The organism is Fictibacillus nanhaiensis (assembly GCF_049537595.1).
Classification (GTDB): Bacteria; Bacillota; Bacilli; order Bacillales; family Fictibacillaceae; genus Fictibacillus; species Fictibacillus nanhaiensis_F.
On sequence record NZ_JBMULM010000002.1, the window covers coordinates 485,471 to 506,145 of the forward strand.

The 20,675-nt window shown below is 39.3% G+C and carries 22 protein-coding genes and 1 pseudogene; 21 read left to right on the forward strand and 2 right to left on the reverse strand.

Annotated features, from left to right (window positions below; translation table 11 throughout):
* The first annotated feature begins 102 nt into the window (after positions 1-102).
* The 9 genes from ACOZ9X_RS13750 (at position 103) to ACOZ9X_RS13790 (ending at position 5,241) form a co-directional block, all read left to right on the forward strand.
* Positions 103-999 (forward strand): AraC family transcriptional regulator, encoded by an 897-nt coding sequence (locus ACOZ9X_RS13750; RefSeq protein WP_423418669.1) that lies wholly within the window; start codon positions 103-105, stop codon positions 997-999.
* 134 nt (positions 1,000-1,133) lie between these two features.
* Positions 1,134-1,538: a hypothetical protein gene (locus tag ACOZ9X_RS13755; RefSeq protein WP_423418670.1), complete on the forward strand. Its 405-nt coding sequence runs from the start codon at positions 1,134-1,136 to the stop codon at positions 1,536-1,538.
* Between the two features lie 35 nt (positions 1,539-1,573).
* The gene (gene dnaN / locus ACOZ9X_RS13760) at positions 1,574-2,260 is read left to right on the forward strand and encodes a DNA polymerase III subunit beta (protein WP_423418954.1); all 687 of its coding nucleotides are present in this window, start codon (positions 1,574-1,576) and stop codon (positions 2,258-2,260) included.
* Between the two features lie 12 nt (positions 2,261-2,272).
* Positions 2,273-2,686, forward strand: coding sequence for a GNAT family N-acetyltransferase (locus ACOZ9X_RS13765; protein WP_423418671.1), 414 nt, complete (start codon positions 2,273-2,275; stop codon positions 2,684-2,686).
* 4 nt (positions 2,687-2,690) lie between these two features.
* Positions 2,691-3,245: a GNAT family N-acetyltransferase gene (locus ACOZ9X_RS13770; protein WP_423418672.1), complete on the forward strand. Its 555-nt coding sequence runs from the start codon at positions 2,691-2,693 to the stop codon at positions 3,243-3,245.
* A 229-nt stretch (positions 3,246-3,474) separates the two neighbouring features.
* Positions 3,475-3,657: an alpha/beta-type small acid-soluble spore protein gene (locus ACOZ9X_RS13775; RefSeq protein ID WP_197222258.1), complete on the forward strand. Its 183-nt coding sequence runs from the start codon at positions 3,475-3,477 to the stop codon at positions 3,655-3,657.
* 150 nt (positions 3,658-3,807) lie between these two features.
* Complete coding sequence (locus ACOZ9X_RS13780; protein WP_423418673.1) at positions 3,808-4,245, forward strand: MarR family winged helix-turn-helix transcriptional regulator; 438 nt, start codon at positions 3,808-3,810, stop codon at positions 4,243-4,245.
* A 48-nt stretch (positions 4,246-4,293) separates the two neighbouring features.
* Positions 4,294-4,929 carry a nitroreductase family protein gene (locus tag ACOZ9X_RS13785; RefSeq protein ID WP_423418674.1) on the forward strand — a complete coding sequence of 212 codons (636 nt, stop codon included), beginning with the start codon at positions 4,294-4,296 and terminating at the stop codon, positions 4,927-4,929.
* Between the two features lie 18 nt (positions 4,930-4,947).
* Entirely contained in the window at positions 4,948-5,241 is a 294-nt protein-coding gene (locus tag ACOZ9X_RS13790) for a putative quinol monooxygenase (protein ID WP_137790220.1), read from the forward strand.
* Positions 5,242-5,286: 45 nt separating this feature from the next.
* On the opposite strand, the gene ACOZ9X_RS13795 is transcribed toward ACOZ9X_RS13790, so the two are convergent.
* Positions 5,287-5,541 (reverse strand): YiaA/YiaB family inner membrane protein, encoded by a 255-nt coding sequence (locus ACOZ9X_RS13795; RefSeq protein WP_066392185.1) that lies wholly within the window; start codon positions 5,539-5,541, stop codon positions 5,287-5,289.
* 106 nt (positions 5,542-5,647) lie between these two features.
* Here ACOZ9X_RS13795 and ACOZ9X_RS13800 point away from each other — a divergent pair.
* From ACOZ9X_RS13800 to ACOZ9X_RS13835, 8 genes and pseudogenes are all read left to right on the forward strand, one after another.
* Positions 5,648-5,845 (forward strand): annotated as a pseudogene (locus tag ACOZ9X_RS13800) (GNAT family N-acetyltransferase); the annotation flags it as partial.
* A gap of 176 nt (positions 5,846-6,021) precedes the next feature.
* On the forward strand, positions 6,022-8,415 hold the full coding sequence (locus tag ACOZ9X_RS13805; RefSeq protein ID WP_423418675.1) for a M14 family metallopeptidase: 2,394 nt from the start codon (positions 6,022-6,024) through the stop codon (positions 8,413-8,415).
* A 391-nt stretch (positions 8,416-8,806) separates the two neighbouring features.
* Positions 8,807-10,543: a ribosomal protection-like ABC-F family protein gene (gene abc-f / locus ACOZ9X_RS13810; RefSeq protein ID WP_423418676.1), complete on the forward strand. Its 1,737-nt coding sequence runs from the start codon at positions 8,807-8,809 to the stop codon at positions 10,541-10,543.
* A 161-nt stretch (positions 10,544-10,704) separates the two neighbouring features.
* Positions 10,705-11,574, forward strand: coding sequence for a hypothetical protein (locus ACOZ9X_RS13815; RefSeq protein ID WP_423418677.1), 870 nt, complete (start codon positions 10,705-10,707; stop codon positions 11,572-11,574).
* A 170-nt stretch (positions 11,575-11,744) separates the two neighbouring features.
* Positions 11,745-12,719: a bile acid:sodium symporter family protein gene (locus tag ACOZ9X_RS13820; protein WP_423418678.1), complete on the forward strand. Its 975-nt coding sequence runs from the start codon at positions 11,745-11,747 to the stop codon at positions 12,717-12,719.
* 152 nt (positions 12,720-12,871) lie between these two features.
* Positions 12,872-14,146 carry an ammonium transporter gene (locus ACOZ9X_RS13825; protein WP_423418679.1) on the forward strand — a complete coding sequence of 425 codons (1,275 nt, stop codon included), beginning with the start codon at positions 12,872-12,874 and terminating at the stop codon, positions 14,144-14,146.
* A gap of 60 nt (positions 14,147-14,206) precedes the next feature.
* Positions 14,207-15,184 (forward strand): DUF294 nucleotidyltransferase-like domain-containing protein, encoded by a 978-nt coding sequence (locus ACOZ9X_RS13830; protein WP_423418680.1) that lies wholly within the window; start codon positions 14,207-14,209, stop codon positions 15,182-15,184.
* Positions 15,181-15,909 carry an exonuclease domain-containing protein gene (locus tag ACOZ9X_RS13835; protein ID WP_423418681.1) on the forward strand — a complete coding sequence of 243 codons (729 nt, stop codon included), beginning with the start codon at positions 15,181-15,183 and terminating at the stop codon, positions 15,907-15,909. The genes ACOZ9X_RS13830 and ACOZ9X_RS13835 overlap by 4 nt, the downstream gene beginning before the upstream one ends.
* Before the next feature lie 36 nt (positions 15,910-15,945).
* Here the strand turns inward: ACOZ9X_RS13835 and ACOZ9X_RS13840 are convergent, their stop codons facing one another.
* Entirely contained in the window at positions 15,946-16,260 is a 315-nt protein-coding gene (locus tag ACOZ9X_RS13840) for a MerR family transcriptional regulator (protein WP_423418682.1), read from the reverse strand.
* A gap of 289 nt (positions 16,261-16,549) precedes the next feature.
* Here ACOZ9X_RS13840 and ACOZ9X_RS13845 point away from each other — a divergent pair, with 289 nt between their 5' ends.
* The 4 genes from ACOZ9X_RS13845 to pepT all read left to right on the forward strand — a co-directional run bounded on the left by ACOZ9X_RS13845 (position 16,550) and on the right by pepT (position 20,621).
* The gene (locus ACOZ9X_RS13845; RefSeq protein WP_423418683.1) at positions 16,550-17,848 is read left to right on the forward strand and encodes an Nramp family divalent metal transporter; all 1,299 of its coding nucleotides are present in this window, start codon (positions 16,550-16,552) and stop codon (positions 17,846-17,848) included.
* A 30-nt stretch (positions 17,849-17,878) separates the two neighbouring features.
* Positions 17,879-18,232, forward strand: coding sequence for a VOC family protein (locus ACOZ9X_RS13850; RefSeq protein WP_423418955.1), 354 nt, complete (start codon positions 17,879-17,881; stop codon positions 18,230-18,232).
* 241 nt (positions 18,233-18,473) lie between these two features.
* Positions 18,474-18,896 (forward strand): DUF1801 domain-containing protein, encoded by a 423-nt coding sequence (locus tag ACOZ9X_RS13855; RefSeq protein WP_423418684.1) that lies wholly within the window; start codon positions 18,474-18,476, stop codon positions 18,894-18,896.
* A 492-nt stretch (positions 18,897-19,388) separates the two neighbouring features.
* A complete protein-coding gene (pepT, locus tag ACOZ9X_RS13860; protein ID WP_423418685.1) occupies positions 19,389-20,621 on the forward strand; it encodes a peptidase T in 1,233 nt (410 codons plus the stop codon).
* The last annotated feature ends 54 nt before the right edge of the window (positions 20,622-20,675 follow it).

The window sequence follows — 20,675 nt, forward strand, 5'->3', positions numbered from 1 at the left end:
CTGCTTCTGTCGATATAGAATAAATAAAACGGTAACTTAGCAAAAAAGGTTAAGAACGAATAAATGTTCGTGTATATGATGGAAGTAAGGTAGGTGATGGAGATGGATTATGAAGTTTGCATTCAGCGGACACTCGATTATATTGAAGAGAATTTGCAGAACCGTATTACATTAGAGGAGCTTGCAGAGCTCGCTTGCTTCTCGCCTTTTCATTATCATAGGGTGTTTCAGTTTCTAGTCGGCGAATCTGTTATGGATTATGTGCGGAAAAGAAGACTCTCACACGCGGCAAAGCGATTGTTGCAATCAGACGATAAAGTGATCGATATCGCTTTTGATCTAGGGTTTCATTATCATGAATCGTTTAACCGAGCTTTTAAAAAACAGTATGGCCGATCGCCGCGAGAGTACCGGAATGCATCCGTTCATCCCGTCTCTCTCCATCAAAGGGCTTACCTGAATATGAACCGTTATACAGGAGGAATGAACATGGAAATGAAAATCATTAAAAAACCAGCTTTCCACATCATCGGGTATGACTTAAAAACACGCAACACGGACGGTCAGAATAATGTAGATATTCCAAAGTTTTGGGAGAACTATATTCAAAAGAAATTAGGAGAAAAAATACCAAGCCCTCTAAACAAGAACCAGGAACTCGGGCTATGCACAGAATACAATACGACAACCGGTGAGTTTGTTTATATGATTGGAATGGAAGTGGAGAAGGGGACACCTGCTCCAGAAGGAATGTCCTATCGGAGTTTTCCGGAGATGGAGTATGCCGTTTTTACAACTCCAAAAGCTTCAGAGGAGAAATTCGTACAATCGATCCAGCAAACATGGGTTGAAATCTTCTCCAAATGGTTCCCAGATTCAGGATATGAGCATAATGGGAAATTAGAGTTTGAGCTATATGATGAACGCTGTTATGGACATGAAAACAAACAGATCGACATCTATATTCCACTCGTGAAGAAAGCAGAAAAAGTAAAATAAGTGGTGTTATAGCCCTTTTTGCTCAATGAGCAGAAAGGGTTTTTTAAGAATCTAAAAAATGGAATTTTGTGTTAAACTAATAATCTGAATATTAATGAAAATCATACAGATTAACAAGGAAGGACACGTTACATATGAAGTTCACGGTCGATCAAAAAGTATTTAGTAAAGCTCTTTCTGATGTTGGAAGAGCTGTTTCTCAAAAATCACTTGTTCCCATTCTAACAGGCATTCAAGTTCTAGGAAATGAAGAGGGGATCACACTCATCGGTACAAACACAGATATTATTGTTAAACGGATTATTTCTAAAGATGAAACGTCCGGAAATATCCATATAGATCAAACAGGTAATGCAGTCGTTTCAGCGCGGTACTTTACAGAACTCATTCGAAAGCTTCCAGAAGTCGTTCATATCGATGTAGACGAAAAGCAAGTAGTAAAGATTAAATCGGGAGACATTTTTACTCAACTGAATGGATTTCGAGCGGAGGATTATCCACAATTACCTGAGATCGATGGAACAAACTTCCTCATCTGAAGGCAAATGACTTAAAAGAGGTCATCAATCAAACGATTTTTGCTACAGCCAAAAATGAAACAAGACCAGTCCTTACAGGTGTTCATTTTATGTTTTCTAACAACCAGCTTACGGCTGTTGCGACTAATTCACAACGATTAGTTTCTATAATAAAAGAAGTCCAGGTAACCGAAGAGACCTCGTATATTGTTCCAAGCTCCAGTCTGAATGAACTTGTAAAACTAATCAGTGATTATTCAGGAATCGTAAAAATCCAATTAGCAGATGGATATATCCTATTTGAAACAGATCATATTTCTTTATATTCTCGACTAATTTCTGGCCAATATCCGAATACATCCAAACTCATTCCGAACGAACAAATTACAGTATTGACTCTAAATAGAGAGCTTCTTTTAAAAGGAATGGATCGTGCCTGTTTGTTTGCGGGTGAATGGAAAAACAACACGATCACGTTGAGTATTAAAGAGGGTAAACTTTGCATCTCATCAGGCTCTTCAGAAATGGGTCACATTCAAGAATTACAAGAAATTATGGACTTGACAGGCGAGGATAATTTTAAGATTTCGATCGATGGTCACTTTTTGAAGGAAGCGTTACATACGATTAGAGATGGAGAGATCAACATAAAATTTAACGGCTCAATGAGACCAATCGTAATAGAATCCATACATGAGAAATCAAATTATCTTCATCTCATTTCACCAGTTAGATCTTTTTAGGGAGTGTGTTTCATGAAATATAAAGATGGAGAAAAACGAATTACATATTCTTTAGATAATCATGATTTGTGTGTTTCAAGTTTCCTATCTTTAGTAAATACTGTATGGCCAGGTGAGTACCATGAACAGTTTACAAAAGAGGCTTTACAAAAAACAATGAACATTACAGCCTGGGATGAGGAAGAACTCGTTGGCTGTGTTCGAATTCTTACAGATGGCTATTTCTTCGGAACCATCACTGAAATCCTTGTAAGCCCAGACTATCAAAGAAACAACATAGGCAAGCATTTGATGGAATTGGCATTTGAACATAGCCCAACGTCTTTATTCATAGGTGCTCAGCCAGGAAAAGAACTTTTCTTTGAAAAATCAGGTTATACAAAATCCATACAATCTTTTCAAAAGAAAAAACAAAGAAAAAGGTGAAATCATGCAAAAGGTACTTCCAAACGTCCAACTTAGAGAATTAGTGATCGGGGATGCTGAAGATCGTTATGCATGGTGTTTAGACCTAGAAGTGACTAAACATCTTAACATGCCTGACAAATATCCGCCATTCAGTATAGAAGAAACAAGGAATTGGATAGATCAGTGTATAGCAAAGAATAACGGTTATGAGCAAAAAGCGATAATGAGCGAGATGGGTAAACATATTGGTTGGGTAGATTTAAAGAATATAGATCGATTGAATCAACATGCCGAATTAGGTATTGCGATTGGAGATAAGAGTTATTGGGCCAAAGGCTATGGTGTTGCAGCTATGCATGAGATGTTAAAGTACGGCTTTTGTGAACTCTCTCTTAATAAAATCTGGCTGAGAGTAGAGATCGATAATAAAAGAGCTATTGCTTCATATAAGAAAGCAGGTTATGTAGAAGAAGGGATTTTAAGACAAGACCGTCTACGAAACGGGATGTTTGTAGATCGATTGCGAATGAGTCTTTTAAAAGAAGAATATTTTGCAGATAGTGTTTCGCAAAGGTAAGGAATGTATACAGATATACACCTGTAAAATTTTATAAGTTAATTGGAATAATTACTCATTTCAAGGTAAACCTAATGACATACAACGAACAGGTTTGCCACTTGTTTCACAGAGGACGATACTCTAAAGGTCGTCCTTTTTTTATTAGCAAATACTACCTTTTGCTCTGGCGCATAAGAACGATTCAATGTGGAATTATAATCTTAATTCAACAAGGAGGTGAAACAACATGGCTAACTCAAACCAATTAGTAGTACCTGGTGCACAACAAGCTATCGACCAAATGAAGTATGAAATCGCTTCTGAGTTCGGTGTAAACCTTGGACCAGACAGCACTTCACGTGCTAACGGATCTGTAGGTGGAGAAATCACAAAACGTCTAGTAGCTCAAGCTCTTGGCGGAAAGCGCTAATTAATTAAATATCATGGCTTGGCTATCTGTTCATCGCAGATAGCCTTTTTGTTTTTTACATAATGAACTTTTCTGTTTGACTTTTAAGATGAAGTATTTTATATTAGTTGACGTATCAATTATTGAGCTATCAATTACTTAAGGAGGGGGATGCTGTTGTCCAACTCATATATAGATGATGAGAAGATTATTAACCGTTTATATGAAATCCATCGCAGAACGGTTCCTAAGTTTGAGAGCTGTACAGGTATCAGTCAGACACGCTTAGAGCTTTTGCATGAGTTATATGAAGTTGAAGAGATCAGTCAGAGAGCTCTTCAAAAGAAAGTTAACATTGATCATGCAGCCGTAACAAGACATCTGAAGCAGCTTGAAGATAAGGGAATGGTAATTAGGAGGAAAAATCCTAAAGATCAACGTTTTACGTATGTTTCTCTGTCAGAGGAAGGTCGTTTGAAAATTATTCATTACCGGGAAGAGAAAGAACGTTTTATTTCTGGTGTATTGCATGATTTTTCTGAGGAAGAGAGAAAAACGTTGCTAGAGATGTTAACACGCATCCAGCGCAATATTGAAATTTTTGAGTAGTCACAATCTTAAACAACTAAGAATCTTAAACACAAAGGAGAATGCAAAATGCAACAAACTAAAATCAATGACTTTAACGAAATTATCACTGGACGCCGTTCCATCCGTAACTACGATCCATCAGTAAAAATCTCTAAAGAAGAGATGAAAGAAATCTTAACAGAGGCTTCTCTTGCTCCATCATCTGTTAACTTACAGCCTTGGCGTTTTGTCGTGATTGATACTCCAGAAGGAAAAGAAACGTTAGCACCACTTGCTAAGTTCAACCAACGACAAGTAGAAACTTCATCTGCTGTAATTGCTGTATTTGCAGATAACAACAGCTTAGATTACCTTGAAAAAATCTATGATAAAGCGGTAGACGAAGGGCTTATGCCACAAGAAGTTAGAAATCAGCAAGTCCCAGCTATTCGTGGACTTTTAGAACAAATGACACCAGAACAATTCAAAGACATGAACTTGATCGATGCAGGACTTGTTTCGATGCAACTCATGCTTGTTGCTCGTGCACATGGATATGACACGAATCCAATCGGTGGATATGAAAAAGGTGAAATTGCTGAAGCTTTTGGTCTTGATAAAGAGCGTTATTTCCCAGTTATGTTGCTATCCATCGGGAAAGCAGCTGATGCAGGATATCAATCTGTTCGTCTATCAGTAGAAGAAACAACAGAGTGGAGATAAGGAAAGGGGAATAAATAAATGATTATTATTCACGCAGGTTTAACGGTTCAAAAAGATAAGGAAGAAGCATTTTTGGCTGAGGTGAAAACGTTAGTAGAGGCTTCACGTGCTGAAAGTGGAAACATTCAATATGATCTTAAAAAAGATACAGAAAAAGAAGCAACGTATATGATGGTAGAAGTTTGGGAGAACCAAGAAGCGGTTCAAAACCATAACACAAGTGAGCACTTTGTGGCGTTCGGTCAAAAGGCAGCAAGCTTTATGGCTGCTCCAACGGATGTAAAAGTGTATGCTGGTGAACAAGTAAAATAATGATGTAAGGAAGGCGCATAAAATGTGCCTTCCTTTTTTGTGCTGCTATTCGGCTTTCGTGTACTTGCGCTCTTGCTCAGCGATTAGTTCGTCATCTTCTGCATTATCGCGAGTAACTTTTTGCGTAAGGATTGCGCCTACTGCGACCAATATCATTACGGCGATGTAATAACCTTTTTCGTTGAGTTGCAGATTATCTGCATTGTAGAGTCCAATACAAAACATGGACACCCCAGCGATGAACGTAAAATAAGCTAAAACCGTAAAAGCGGGTGTGTTTCTTCTTCTATGACGTTGCATATGTAAACCTCCTTCATTCTCTTTTAAATGGATAAACATATATATGCCAAATGTTATCTTCATTATAATCAATAAATGGTTTTATTTCCTTATTTTTCTTGTAACCTTTAAAAACATCTATTTAGTACGAATACAGGCAAGATGTTTTGTAGAGAACGGTGGATCTGAAAGGGTTATGAAAAAGCTAGGGATGAGCTATGAAGGTACGTTAAGAAAAGCGATGTTGGCAAAAGGAGAGCACAGAGATTTATATGTGTATTCCATTTTGAAAGAGGAATTTTACTCCATTAAAACTGCTAGGTAGATAAGTTCTTCTACCTACTTCTAAATCACTATATTTACCTTTTATTAATTATTTTTACAAATAAACTAGTTAGAATGATGGGCTTACTTAAGCTCTATGTCCATCCTTAAGTATGATTGAATTTTCTGACAATGAAGTTACACTTACCTTATACATATATAGGAGGTGTGCTTGTTATGAAAAACAGTAAGAAGTGGCTATCTTCTGCACTCGTGCTTTCAACCGTTGCAGGGATAGCTTTTTCAACCATGGAATCAGGTGTGACCCCGCAAGTTGCTGAAGCTTCATCTCTCAAGATACAACCAGTAGAGTCTGTATCTCTCGTTCAGTTGGCTGTTCCAAACACGAAGGAAGCGATGAAGAAAATTGAAGAACTTGGTATCGATCTAACCCACAGGATGCACGTTCATGATGGACAAATTGAAGTAGATGCGGTAGTAACTCCAACTGAAGTTGCGATGCTGAAGCTCTATGGCATTACCGTAAAAGAAACGCTCATTACCGAAAACCAACTCAACCAGCGCGCAACAGAAAGAAGAATGGCAGTCAAGCAAGAACAAAAGCTAACAGCTGTTGAAGAAAAAGTAACAATCCTCAGAGCAAACCACTTCACGAATCAATCCGACACTTTCCTTTACGTAGAAGCCAAATCCACATCGGGTGCTGTATCAAGCACGATTCTAACCGCTAGATGGGCAGAGAATGGAGAAGAGAAAACGGCAACACTCCAACAAATTCAGGATGCCGGAGAGTATCTCTACCATTCCTTTATGTTACCAGTTTCAGCAATACCAAAAGATATAACTATTGAAAGCTCGCTCGGAGGTTCAGCTGCAGCTCCAGTAACCGAATGGCTCGGGGAAGGAAAACCGGACAAGCCGGGTAAGCACTATGTCAAGAATTTTGTTGACCATTATATGGATCCAACAGAAACGAACGCGAGGATCGAGAACTTAGTAAAAGAATACCCAGAGCTCGCTGAAATCGTGGAGATGCCGAACAAGACGAACGGATATCGCAGACAAGCTCAAGCGACTCTAGGAACGTTGCAGAACACAGCTGTTGTTGTGACATCTCGAGACTGGGGACATGAGGGTGGAAATGCGATCAGCATAGAATTGAAAAAGGCATCAGCTGCAGGTGCTCCTCTTTCTGTCGGTACGAGCGGAAGCAAAATCATCGTTACACTGGCAACTGATGCTGGAGGTAACGCAAAAAGTACGGCAAAGGAAGTCGTAGATCTGCTGAATGCAGAAGTTAATGATCTTGTATCTGCTACGACCTATCGTGGAAATGCAGGTAATGGAATTGTAGAACCTGTGACTTCCAACTTGTCAGATAATTTAAAAGCACCAGCTTCTGTATCGCGTGATCCATTTACGGTTAAAGCCATCCGAATCGGAAAGCATAGAGATGGTTCAAAGCCTGGGGTACTTGGTTACTCACAAGAACATGCGCGTGAATGGGTAACACCACTTGTTTCCGTTGAGACTGCTGAACGATTGTTGCGAAACTATTCGCATGATAAAGAGACTAAGAAACTGGTTGATAATCTTGATATCTTTATTATTCCGTCCATGAATCCAGACGGAGGGCACTATAGTTTTTATGATTTTAATTCACAGCGTAAAAACATGACCAATCACTGCTCACCAACTCAATCTGATAATGGATACCGAAATTCGTGGGGCGTTGATTTGAATCGAAACCATGATGTAGGTTCTGCTTTTGATGGGTATGTAGGAGCATCAACAACGAATTGTTTGAGTGGTTCATATGCAGGGCCAAGCGAGCATTCTGAACCAGAAAGCCGTAATCTAGTTTGGTTAACGGATGAGAATCCAAACATCAAATTTGCTATGAACATTCATAGCTATGGCGGTTACTTTATGTGGTCACCAGGTGCCTATACGCCTGAGCGTGAAACATTGCCTCGCCCATCTGCTGGAGAAGAAGCTTATTATTGGCAAGCATCGGATCATATTCTAAAAGAGATCAAAAAGCATCGAGGAACGGTTATTCTACCTAGCCGAACGGGACCGATTCCAGATGTTCTTTATTCAGCCGCAGGAAACTCAGCTGATCACCTTTGGTATAAAAAAGGGATCTACACTTGGAACTTTGAAGTAGGTGCTGATCTTTGGAACAAAGAAACAAAAAGATGGGAACTGGTTGGGTTTCAGCCGCCGTTTGAAGAAGGACACGAGGAAGCCATGGAATTTTCAAACGGATTATTAGGGATGATTGATGTGGCGTATGAATATTCTAAAGATAAAAAAGCGCCAAAATCAAGTGTTACACCAAACGGTGGGAGACACGAAGATAAAGTTGAAGTCAGCTTCAAAACGAGTGAACCTGCTACGATCTACTACACGTTAGATGGAAGCCGTCCAACGTTTGATTCTCAAAAATTAGCATTGAACGGTACACGTGAAGGACCGGAGTCATTAACGTTCGAAAAGACAACAACGTTAAACTGGTTCTCGGTCGATGCGAGTAAAAACGTAGAAAATCGATACGAACCTGGAAACAACAAGAAGTACAACACGAAAACATTTTTTATTAAATAATCATTAGAAAAAGGAAGAGGCAAAAGGCTTCTTCCTTTTGTGTTATTCGTTTTTCAATGATTGATGCAAGCGTTGACATTTATGGTTTGCGACCATATACTAACAATTGTAAGTAGAAGTCATTTGGGAAAGGAACGGTACTACGCTGATGTGGAAAACTCTTATTTTCTTAGGATAACTCTAAACTATGAGACCTGGAGAATAGGATAAGTCTGCCCATTTTGCGTATACACGTACATATACCCTTATGATTTCACACAAAGAACATCATGTTCTTGTGTTTCTTTGGATACGTGTAATTACCATAATTGTGCGAACTCACCAACCTCTCTGGGTCTCCAGGGAGGTTTTTTTGCGAGCCTCCCTAACGAACAGGAAAGAGGTGGGCTGCATGACGACAGTACTACAAGTGAAACGATTGCAGAAAAAATTTGGTGATAAAGAAATTTTAAAAGACATTTCATTTGATATCAGACAAGGTGAAAAAATTGGCTTAGTAGGTTGGAATGGCAGTGGGAAAACAACGCTCGTTAACATTCTTATGAAATGTCTCAGCCACGATCATGGATCAATTACGACTTGGCCGGTAAATCTGCATATGGGATATTTACCACAATCAACAGATTATGTGTTAGATGTTGAACAGGAGTTGATGGAAACAGGTGAAGATCTGCTGCGAACGAGTAAGAAGTTAGGTCTTCAAAAACATTTGCTACAAAAGAGTGAATTACAACATTTGAGTGGTGGAGAACGATTAAAGGTATCTATCGCGAAAATATGGGCGAATCATCCAGAGTTCCTTATTTTAGATGAACCGACAAATCATCTTGATCTTCAAGGAATCAATTGGCTTACAGAAGAGGTTCAAAACTATAAAGGAGCAGCCATTATCATCTCTCACGATCGTTATTTTCTTGATGAAACGGTAGAGAAGATTTTTGAGCTGGAAGACGGAATTCTCACTGTTTACGAAGGAAATTATTCAGCGTATAGAAGAGAGAAACAACGTCGATTTGAACAGCAACTAAAAGATTATGAGAAGCAACAAAGAAAAATACAAATGATTCAGCAGCAAGTAAGTACGTTGAAATCCTGGTCTGAAAAAGCGCATCGAGAAGCAGGTAAGGGAGGAACGGCAGCTGAGAACAGACAGATGGGGCTAAAAGAATATGAAAGGATGAAAGCGAAGAAAAAAGATAACCAAATTAAATCAAAATTGAATCGATTAAATCTAGAACTCTCAAAAACAGGAATTGATAAGCCCAAAGAAGAAAGTGACGTTTTCTTTCAATTTGATTCCACTGGAAAGAGAGGAAAAAGACTCATCGAAGCCCGTGGTCTATCGAAACAATATGGAGATCGAACCCTCTTTAAAGAAAGTCGCTTTTACATTAAACACGGGGAAAGAATAGCGTTACAGGGTCCGAACGGTTCTGGTAAGACAACGTTTATTAAGATGTTACTTGGAGAGGAGTCTGTAACGAAAGGATCCATCTGGAAAAGTGAATCAATGAAGATTGCTTATCTTTCCCAAGATGTGAGTGATCTGCCAGAAGAAAAAACGGTGTATGAATATTTTGATTTAGAAGAGAAGCATCAAGTGACGCAGGCAAGAACAATCTTTGCCAACATGGGCATCGAGGACCGAAAACTTTCGAAGCCAATCCGCCACTTGAGTTTAGGAGAGCGAACACGGGTTAAGCTGGTCCTGATGATTTTGCAGGAATATGATGTGCTCATTTTGGATGAACCGACGAATCATCTGGATCTACCTAGCCGAGAGCAGTTGGAGGAAACCTTGTCACAGTTTTCAGGCACACTTATCATCGTCTCGCACGACAGATTCTTTGTTGAAAAGCTGTGCGATAAATTGCTAGTTATCGAGAATCAGCAGCTCAAGAGAATAGAAGTGGGCCTTAGTGAACATGAAAACCAAAGTAAAAGATCTACAGTTGAAGGCGTTCAACAGTGGGCTGAAGAATTAGCTTTAGTAGAAAACAAGATTACAGAAATGCTTGGAAAAATAAGTTTTTGTAAAACGGGTACAGAAGAGTACAAAGCGGTTGATCAAGAGCTACAACTATTAATGAGTAAAAAGCGGCAGCTCATACAAAAAACATCTCTGTAAAACAAGGTCAGGTGGAAGTATCCGCCTGGCTCTTATTTTAGTTATACCGCCTCGTTTGTCATCACATTTTTAATGCAGAAATTTATTTAGTCTCCATGCCTCTTTTCCAGTTTTTCTAAACACTTATAAGATGTATCAATCGTATAAGGGGGAAGAGAGAGTTGAGAGCAGGGAACATTCGTCAATTTGCTTCACTTAGCCAGTATGAAAATGTACAAGAATTTAATGACCACAAACGTGATTTTTTGGAGCATCATGCCGGTTTGTTTACGAATTCAGAATTCTTGGCGTTTGAGTTGCTTAGCCAATATAGTGTAGTCGTTCCAGGTGTAGCAAACGCAAAGATCGATACGCTTGTTGATCGAAGTGCTGAAAAAGGTGGCAGTATTTCGCGTGCTTCTTTTATTCGAATGCTGCGAAAAGCAAAAAATGCAGGAATTATAGTCGTACATAAGACGTACCGAGCAAGCGGAGGATTTGCTCATAATGTATTTGTTTTTCAGCGGTTTGATCCACCGAGTGAAACGAAAGTGACCCAGCGTGTAGCAAGTGAAATGCTTTGTGAGAGTAGGGACAAGCGTGTGGAAATTGCGCAGGAAACTATAAATCTCTCTATAAATCTAAAAGATAAAGATCTAAAGATACGTAAGGAGAACGTCATGACGGACAACTCTTCAAGTTATCTTTCTTTAGAAGATCTCGACGAATCCTTCACGCCGAATTCTGTTCCGAAAGACTTCATACATACGGTAAAACCATTCTTTAATACGGCGATTGAGATCTATACATTTTGGGAAAAAGCGAAACTGGCGTATAACAAGTTTAGTTTCGACCGTCCACTAGAATTTATGGTTTCCGTAGTGATCGACGCTTTCAAAACAACCGTTTTTCACTACAAAAATCGGAAAATCAAGGGGTCATTTATACAATATTTTTATGGGACACTAAAAGGGATGTTCATAGTCGAGAGGAGACGCGAACACATGGCGAAAGTGCCGCGATACAACTGGATAGATGAGCCTGAAAATTGATAATCACATAAATTTTTGAAGGAATCATATAAAAAATGGAGTCGATCACATAAAAAAACGGCCCCATCACATAAAAAACATTTATAATCACATAATTCTAAATTTTTAATAAATAACCATTGATATTTCGTATAACTCGTTTATACTCTCTTAAAAGGAGAGTGACAACCATGAGATTTTTAGAGAAAGTAAGTAAGGTAGCAGGCAATACCTTTGCGATTTGGGTGATTCTTTTTGCCATTGCAGCATTTTTGATTCCAGAAGGCTTCACATGGATCGCTCCCTATATTCCTCTTTTGTTAGGAATTATCATGTTCGGGATGGGGCTAACCCTGTCTTTGAATGATTTTAAGGCAGTGTTTCAAGCTCCAAAGAGTGTTTTTATTGGTGTGGCAGCACAGTATACGATCATGCCGCTCCTTGCTTTTGGGTTGGCTACGGCATTTCAATTGCCAGCAGAAGTAGCAGTAGGGGTGATATTAGTAGGATGCTGTCCCGGTGGAACGGCATCAAACGTGATGACTTTCCTAGCAAAAGGTAACACCGCTTTATCGGTTGCGGTGACATCCGTGGCAACACTGCTCGCACCGATCTTAACACCAGCTCTAACGCTGCTGTTTGCGAGCAAATGGCTCTCAGTATCTGCGGGCAGCTTGCTGTTATCAATCGTTCAAATTGTACTAATACCAATTGTATTAGGTCTAGTTGTAAAACTCTTATTCCGTAAACACGTTGAAAAAAGTGTTGGTGCACTCCCGCTAGTATCTGTAGTTGGAATCGTAGCTGTTGCATCAGCTGTTGTAGCAGCAAACGCAAAACAAATTGCTGAGACGGGATTGTTAATTTTATCCATTGTGGTTCTTCACAATGTGCTGGGACTTTTAATCGGATTTCTAATCGCAAAAGGTTTGAAGCTTGATTTTGCAGATCAAAAAGCCATCTCCATTGAAGTCGGGATGCAGAATTCTGGTCTAGGTGCGGCGCTTGCGGTGGCTCACTTTTCGCCGTTGTCTGCTGTGCCAAGTGCAATCTTTAGTGTGTGGCACAACATATCAGGACCATTGCTTGCAACATGGTGGGGGAAGAGAGCGGAACATGATACCGCACAAAAGAGGACTGACACTCCAACATCTAAAGTAGTCTAACAGATAGAGAAGCAAACCTTTTATACATAGAAGGGTTTGCTTTTTCTCTTTTAATTAGCCATTAAAAACCATGTCAGATAATCTCACATGGGTGTAGAATCTGCGCCAGAACTGTATAGAATGAAAGAAACAGTTCAGTAGGGGGCGTTCAGATGGAAGATATCGTGTTTTCATTAAACAGTGTTTGGCTTATCCTTGGAGCACTTCTTGTCATTTTAATGCAAGGCGGGTTCATCTTACTTGAAGCGGGATCGACACGAATGAAAAATGCAGGACATATTGCAGGAAAAACTGTCTTTACGTTTGGTTTAGCATCAATCGTATTTTGGGCAGTTGGATATGGGTTTATTTTTGGTGGTAACTCGAACTTTTTTATTGGGTTGTCTGATTTTTTTTATTCGGGTGATCAAGCGGAAGGAATGGCCTATTCAACAGCAGCATTCTTCATGTTTCAGCTAGCGTTTGCAGGAATTTCATTAACGATTGCGTTCGGTGGGTTTGCTGAACGAGCGAAATTATCAGCATATCTCGTGTTTGCTATTCTTTTCTCAGTTGCAGTCTATCCTGTTGTTGCTCATTGGATCTGGGGCGGAGGCTGGTTAGCAGAGCATGGCAAACAGGATTTTGCTGGCTCGACAGTCGTTCACTTAACAGGTGCGATGGCGGCATTTGCGGCGACAATACTCTTGAAACCGCGTATTGGAAAATTTAATAAAAATGGTACGTCCAACAACATCTTCGGACATAACCAAGTGTATACAGCATTAGGAGTTATCGTCCTTTGGGTGGGTTGGTTTGGGTTTAATGGAGGAAGTACCTTTGTTGTTGATGGCGGATTCTTCGGATTTGTTGCGTTAAATACAAATCTCGCGGCTGGAGCAGGTGCGGTTGCTGCACTAATTATCTCATGGATGGTATTGGGGAAATCTGATATTCCGACGATCTTAAATGGTGCGTTAGCTGGACTTGTTGCGATTACAGCTTCTTGTGCATTCGTTGAAACGTGGGCAGCTGTTCTGATTGGGTTTGTAGCAGGAATCTTAGTATTCTACTCAGTTAAATTTTTCGATAGATTAAGAATAGATGACCCGATCTATGCGTTGAGCGTTCACGGAGCTGCAGGAGTTTGGGGAACGTTATCTACAGGGTTGTTCGCGACACCAGAACTTGCGACAGTCGGGAAGCCTGGCTTGTTCTATGGCGGTGGGTTCTCACAGCTTGGCGTTCAGGCGATGGGTGTATCAGTGTCAGCGTTATACGCTTTTGTTGTTTCATTCGTTCTTTTATATGCTATGAAAAAAGTAATGAAGGGTCTTCGCGTTTCGGAGGAAGAAGAAATCATCGGCTTGGATGTGAGTGAACACGGAAACTATGGTTATCCAGAGGCGTTCATCGCAAACGAAGAAAAAAATAGAATCGCAAATTAATAGTGATGAAAAGCATTGGGGGCTATTCCTCAATGCTTTTATCACATAGGATGTGTAAATATGCCTTACTCAAATTTGATAAAATGGCGTGATGAAAAATGGATGGAGCATCAAGATTCGTCACAAGCTTTAAATGAATTTCATGATGAAATGATGAAAAAAGTCTTTCATGTTGCTCTACAAAAACATAGTGCACATTTTGGACCTGCTCCATGCCGATACGAATGGTTTGTGATGGGGAGTGGAGGTAGATTCGAACAAGCAATCATCTCAGATCAAGATCATGGTCTGATCTATGAGGAAAACGGTGAGGATGCGAAGCGATATTTTCTTTCGTTAGGAAAAGAGTTAGCGGATGGTTTGAATGAAGTAGGTTATCCGTATTGCGATGGCAATGTGATGAGCTCTAATCCTGTTTGGAATAAATCCATAGTAGAGTGGGAAGAGCAACTTTTAAAGTGGCTTACGGAAGAAAGCTTCGAGAGCATACGATTTCTTTTGATTTTTTATGATGCACGAGTACTTGTGGGTGAAGAAGTTTATTGTAAAAAACTTAAAAAACTCATACATGATTACGTGAAGAGGAATCCGCATCTTTTAGAACGGCTGTTAGAAAATACACAGCATGTAAAAAAAGCGGTAGGCTTCTTTCATCAATTTTTAACAGAATCGCATGGCTTACATGCAGGAAGTATCGATTTGAAGCAATCTGGTTTCTTTCCTTATGTTAATAATGTCCGCTTACTTGCTATGAAAGAGAGTGTGGAGGCTACTTCTACACTTACAAGACTGAAGAAACTGTGTAGCATGTCAAACTATAAAGAAGACCTTAGTTGGTGTTCAGACGAATTTGAAAAGCTCCTTCATTACAGATTGCAATATCATAAAAAAACTACAGAAAACTACGATGATATTCACTACTTAAACATAAAAGAACTCAGTAAAGATGAAAGAAAAAATATGAAGCATATTCTATTAAACGGTCAAAAGCTACAAAATTACACGCAATCGGTCATTAAGGGAATGTTTGATACATGAGGATGAATCCGCTTATTCAATTTATGAAGCAAGTCCAAGGGAAAATAAACTCAAGTGTTTATGCGTCATTACAAGGGCAATCAAGTCCTCAGCATGTCGCTTTTTTAAGGCAGCTTCAAAAGGAATTAAAAGTGGAGGAGAGTTTAACAATTCCTTTTAGTGATTTGAATGTTGTGGTGTTCGATCTTGAAACTACTGGTTTTTTCCCTGAACAAGGTAACCAGATTCTATCGATCGGTGCAGTGAGAGTACAAGGCGGAGAAGTGCAGTATGAAGATACGTTTTATTCTCTCGCGCAATGTACGGGTGAACTTTCTACAGAGATTAAAGATCTTACAGGAATACAAGAAAGTGATCTTCAACATGCTCCTCAATTATCGAAAGTGTTAGTAGATTTTTATGAATTTGCAAGAGGACACGTTCTCGTGGCTCACCATGCAAGTCATGAGAAGAAGTTTCTTCAACACTATAATTGGAAATTATTTCGAACTCAGTTCAAACATCGAATCGTGGATACTTCATTTTTACTAAAGATAGCCGAACCTGAGACTAATCTTGTTCGGTTGGAAGATTGTTGTGAGCTTTGCAACATACCAGTAGTAAACCGACATCATGCATTAGGAGATGCTAAGATGACTGCAGAGCTTTGGAGTATTTATGTAGCACGTGTTCAGGAGTTAGGAATAATAAATTTGCGAGAGGTCTATGAGCGGCTCTCAAGATAAAACAGCTGGCACCATTTACCGGTGAGCCAGCTGTTTTCAATTCCTCATATTAAATTGCGCGTTAATCTGCCCTCGGATCATTTTATTACGTTCGTCACGTTGCTGCTTTTTCGTAAGTTCTTTTTTGATCTCATATGTTTGAACACCATCTTCGATTTGATCAGCAATTTCCATTAGACGTTCTACATCCGAAAAAGAGTATTTGCGCGTTCCTTTGCCCGTTCGTTCAGGGAAGATGAGTTTCCTTTCTTCATAGTAGCGAATCTTACGTTCTGATAGACCAGTTAGTTCACTGATGATACCTATGGACATGACTTTTTTATCTTTATAAGACGATTTATCAACAGACATGATGATCTCTCCCTCGTTTAAGAAGCGCAAACTAGACAATTCTAAATATTGTTATTTATTATATCATAATGATGTCAGCTTTTATTACATATATATTATTCCAATGTATTTTTGTTTGTGAACACTAATTCTGATAAAGGATAGAATTCTTTTTACTAAAAGTTGATAGTAGAAAGGGACCTATAGACAGATAGGTACATAAGAAGTTGATAAAATATTCAGATATATGACATAATTAGCAGATGTTCTACTGAAAGCGTTTCATTACTGAGAGAAGGAGGAGCTGAATTTGAACAATGAATTGAAATTAAACAATGAACTTAATACTGTTACTGCTAGTGAACCAGTACCGCCTCAAACGATGGGTCAAAAATTAAAAATGATTGGTCCAGGTTTTGTAGTAGCAGCAACTGGAGTAGGTACAGCAGATTTAGTAACTGCCATTGTAATCGGTACCTCATTCGGAATGACTTTTGTATGGGCCATCGTGATCGGTTCTATTTTAAAGTATTTCTTAAATGAAGGAGTCGGCCGCTGGTACCTTGCGACAGGACAAACCATTCTGCAAGGCTGGCATTCACTCGGAAAATGGGCCACTGGATATTTTGGTGTGTATTCGGTCATCTGGGGTTACATTTATGGGGCTACTGCAGCTATGACTTGTGGATTAGGTATGCATGCGATGCTTCCTATCATGCCGATATGGGCTTGGGCAATCATTCATTCTTTATTAGGTTTTGCACTTGTTTGGACGGGCCGTTATTTGCTTTTTGAAAGAATAATGACCGTATTGATCGGTGTTATGTTTATCACGATTATTGGAACATCTTTGCTTTTTTTACCTACGATCGGGGAATTTGCTGGTGGATTTGTCCCCAAAATGCCAGACGGATCGCTCATGTTAGCTCTTGGATTAATTGGAGGAGTAGGCGGTACGATCACCATGGCTTCTTATGGATATTGGCTAAGAGAAAAGAATTGGAAAGGAAAAGACTTTGTTCCCATTATGAGGCTTGATACGAAAGCAGCTTATGTGATTACAGGGCTTTTCACGATGGCGGCCCTTGTAATCGGAGCTAAGTTCTTATTTGGTACAGATGTAAAACTCGAAGGAGACCAAGGTCTTCTTAACCTTGCGGAACTGCTCGGACAAGAATTCGGAACACCGTTGCGTTGGTTGTTCTTAATCGCGTTCTGGTCGGCTGCTTTTACTTCGCTTCTTGGCGTTTGGAACGGTGTGCCGTATCTGTTTGCGGACTTTTTAAGAACCATTAAGACAAAGAAGGAAGACTTACATTCGGTTAAGCCAGTTACAGAAAAAGATAAGTCATATCGTGCATATTTAGCATGGCTTACATTTCCGCCGATGCTGATCTTCTTTTTTGGAAAGCCTGTTCAGCTGATCATTATATATGGTGTGTTAGGATCATTGTTCATGCCGTTTCTTGCGATTTCACTCATTATCTTATTGAATTCTAAAAAAGTAGATGTGGAATATCGCAACAAGTGGTTAACCAACGCGGTCTTGATCGGGTGTCTACTCATGTTTGCATTCTTAGGAATAAATGAGTTGCAGAAGTTGTTTTAAAATAGGGAGGGCCTTGCTTTGAATAAGAATATAGGAAAAGTTGTAGGTTTTGAACTTAGCAGTCAAGAACCTGAAAAGGCAGTAAATTTCTATCGCAATGTATTTGGGTGGCAGATTGCAGAACCTCAATGGGATTATTGTGAAGCTACAACTACTGATGGTGAAGATAAGAGTATTAATGGTGGTATCGCAAAAGGTCCACATGATTTTCCCCACGGAACTCGTATTCAAATTGAAGTCGAAGTTATTGATGATGCGATTGAGCAAGCGGTTAAAAACGGAGCGACTATAGTAAGAGAAAAGATGGAATTTGAAGAGTTTTATCTGGCTTACCTTAATGATCCAACAGGTATAGGTTTTGGATTAATACAGAATAAAAAATAAAATACGAACCATTAAAGCTCAGAGGCTGCTCTGAGCTTTTAACATGTAAATGGATGATAGAACAAACACCTAACTAGAACCATTATGGGTTGGAATAAGGAGTTTTGTATTTCAATTATCTATTATCTCAACACTTTACAATCAGGAAAGGAGAAGCAAAACAGGGGATTTGCTAAATATGTAGAAGGTTATGATATAGAAGCTTTCACTTCAAAATTTCATATATTAAAAGGAGCTAATTATGTACGAACAAAAGACAAAAGAAACCGAACAAAGTGTTGTTGAGTTTATCGAAAATGTGGATAGTCCAAAAAAGAGAGAAGACGCTTATAAGTTGTTAGATATCTTTTCAGAAACGACTGGCTTTGAAGCAAAGATGTGGGGACCGAGTATTATCGGATTCGGCTCGTATCATTACAAATACAAGACAGGGCATGAAGGGGATGCACCACTTGTTGGCTTCTCACCAAGAAAAGCAAAGATCAGTCTGTATTTTGCTCCGGGAGACCCGGATCGCACTGAGCTGCTTAAACACTTTGGCAAACATACAACGGGAGCTGCTTGTGTATACATTAATAAACTAGCTGATGTGGATGAGGAGATCTTAAAAAAACTCATTAACAAGTCAATTGAGTTTTTATTGAAAACGTATCCTCAAGAATAGTTTTTTAATCTGAAGAACTATGATGAAGTATTTATGCGTGCTCTCGGGTTCCTTATTTTTAAAGGAGGTGAGCCGATTATGAAAAAACGCAGCAAGTTTAAAGGAAGTGAAATGGCGATCGGATTTGCCGTTGGTGTAGGCTCTAATTAGAAGGATAGTTGAAAAGGAGCCCAACATCGGACTCCTTCTTTTAATTAATGTTTTTTATGACAGCCGCAGCTTTTCTTCTTCTTTTTCTTGCAACGCTTACATTTTAGATAGATATAGTGTGAAGAAGACTCACATTTGTCTTTTTTCCAACAACCCATTAAAATCACCCCATTATTTTCACAACACCTTTGTTTGGTGCTGGTAATACAATATATGCAAGATGAGGACAAGTTGATTAGACATCCTGGCAAGTGGAAACGCACATTTTTTTATAATCTAGCAATATGTAATACTTGGTAAAACATGCTATTATAAAGCAAAACACTAGGAGTTGATTGGAAATTGAAACAAGAAATTATGGATCGGTTTATTACATATGTAAAAGTAGATACACAATCTGATGGTAGCAGTGACACGACTCCGTCAACAGAGGGTCAGTGGACGCTAGCTAACATGCTTGTTGAAGAGTTAAAAGGAATTGGTATGGAGGAAGTAACAGTCGACGAAAACGGCTATGTCATGGCAACTCTGCCATCCAATTCGGATAAAGAAATCCCTGTCATTGGATTTCTTGCACACGTAGATACAGCTACTGATTTTACAGGAACGAACGTTAAACCGCAGATCGTTGAAAACTATGACGGAGAAACGATTATCTTAAACAAAGACTTGCAAATCGAATTGTCTCCAAAAGACTTTCCTAGTTTAAAAGAGTATAAAGGGCATACATTGATCACAACGGACGGTACAACATTGCTTGGTGCTGATAATAAGGCAGGCATCGCTGAAATTATGACAGCGATAAAGTACTTGATCGAACACCCAGAAATTAAGCACGGAAAAATAAGAGTGGCTTTCACTCCCGATGAAGAGATCGGACGTGGTCCTCATAAATTTGATGTGGCTGCATTCGGAGCAAAGTATGCCTATACAATGGATGGCGGCCCTTTAGGTGAATTAGAGTATGAGAGCTTTAACGCGGCCAGTGCTAGGATTCGTATTCTAGGAAAGAACATTCATCCTGGATCAGCAAAGAATAAAATGGTTAACGCTGCAAAAATTGCGATGGAATTGAACGGGAAGCTTCCTGTTGAAGAATCACCTGAGCATACGGAAGGCTATGAAGGGTTCTATCATTTAACTGGACTAAAAGGTGACGTAGAACAAACGGATATGTCATACATCATCCGCGACCATGACAAAGAACTTTTTCAAAAGAGAAAAGATAGAATGCAAGAGATCGTGGATGAACTGAGTGAAAAATATGGCCAAGATAAGATTCAATTAGAAATGAACGACACATATTATAATATGAAAGAAAAGATTGAACCGGTAGTAGAGATTGTTGATCTCGCTTCTGAAGCGATGAAAAAACTCGATATCGAGCCGAACATAAAACCAATCCGCGGGGGGACAGACGGATCTCAACTATCGTTTATGGGACTTCCGACTCCGAACATCTTTACGGGCGGAGAAAACTACCACGGTCGTCACGAATATATCTCTGTCGATAATATGATCAAAGCGACTCAAGTCATCATTGAACTTGTGCAGTTGTTTGAGCAGAAAGCATAAAAAGGAAGAAGCTAACCAATTATCACGTTGGTTAGCTTTTATCTGTCACTAGGG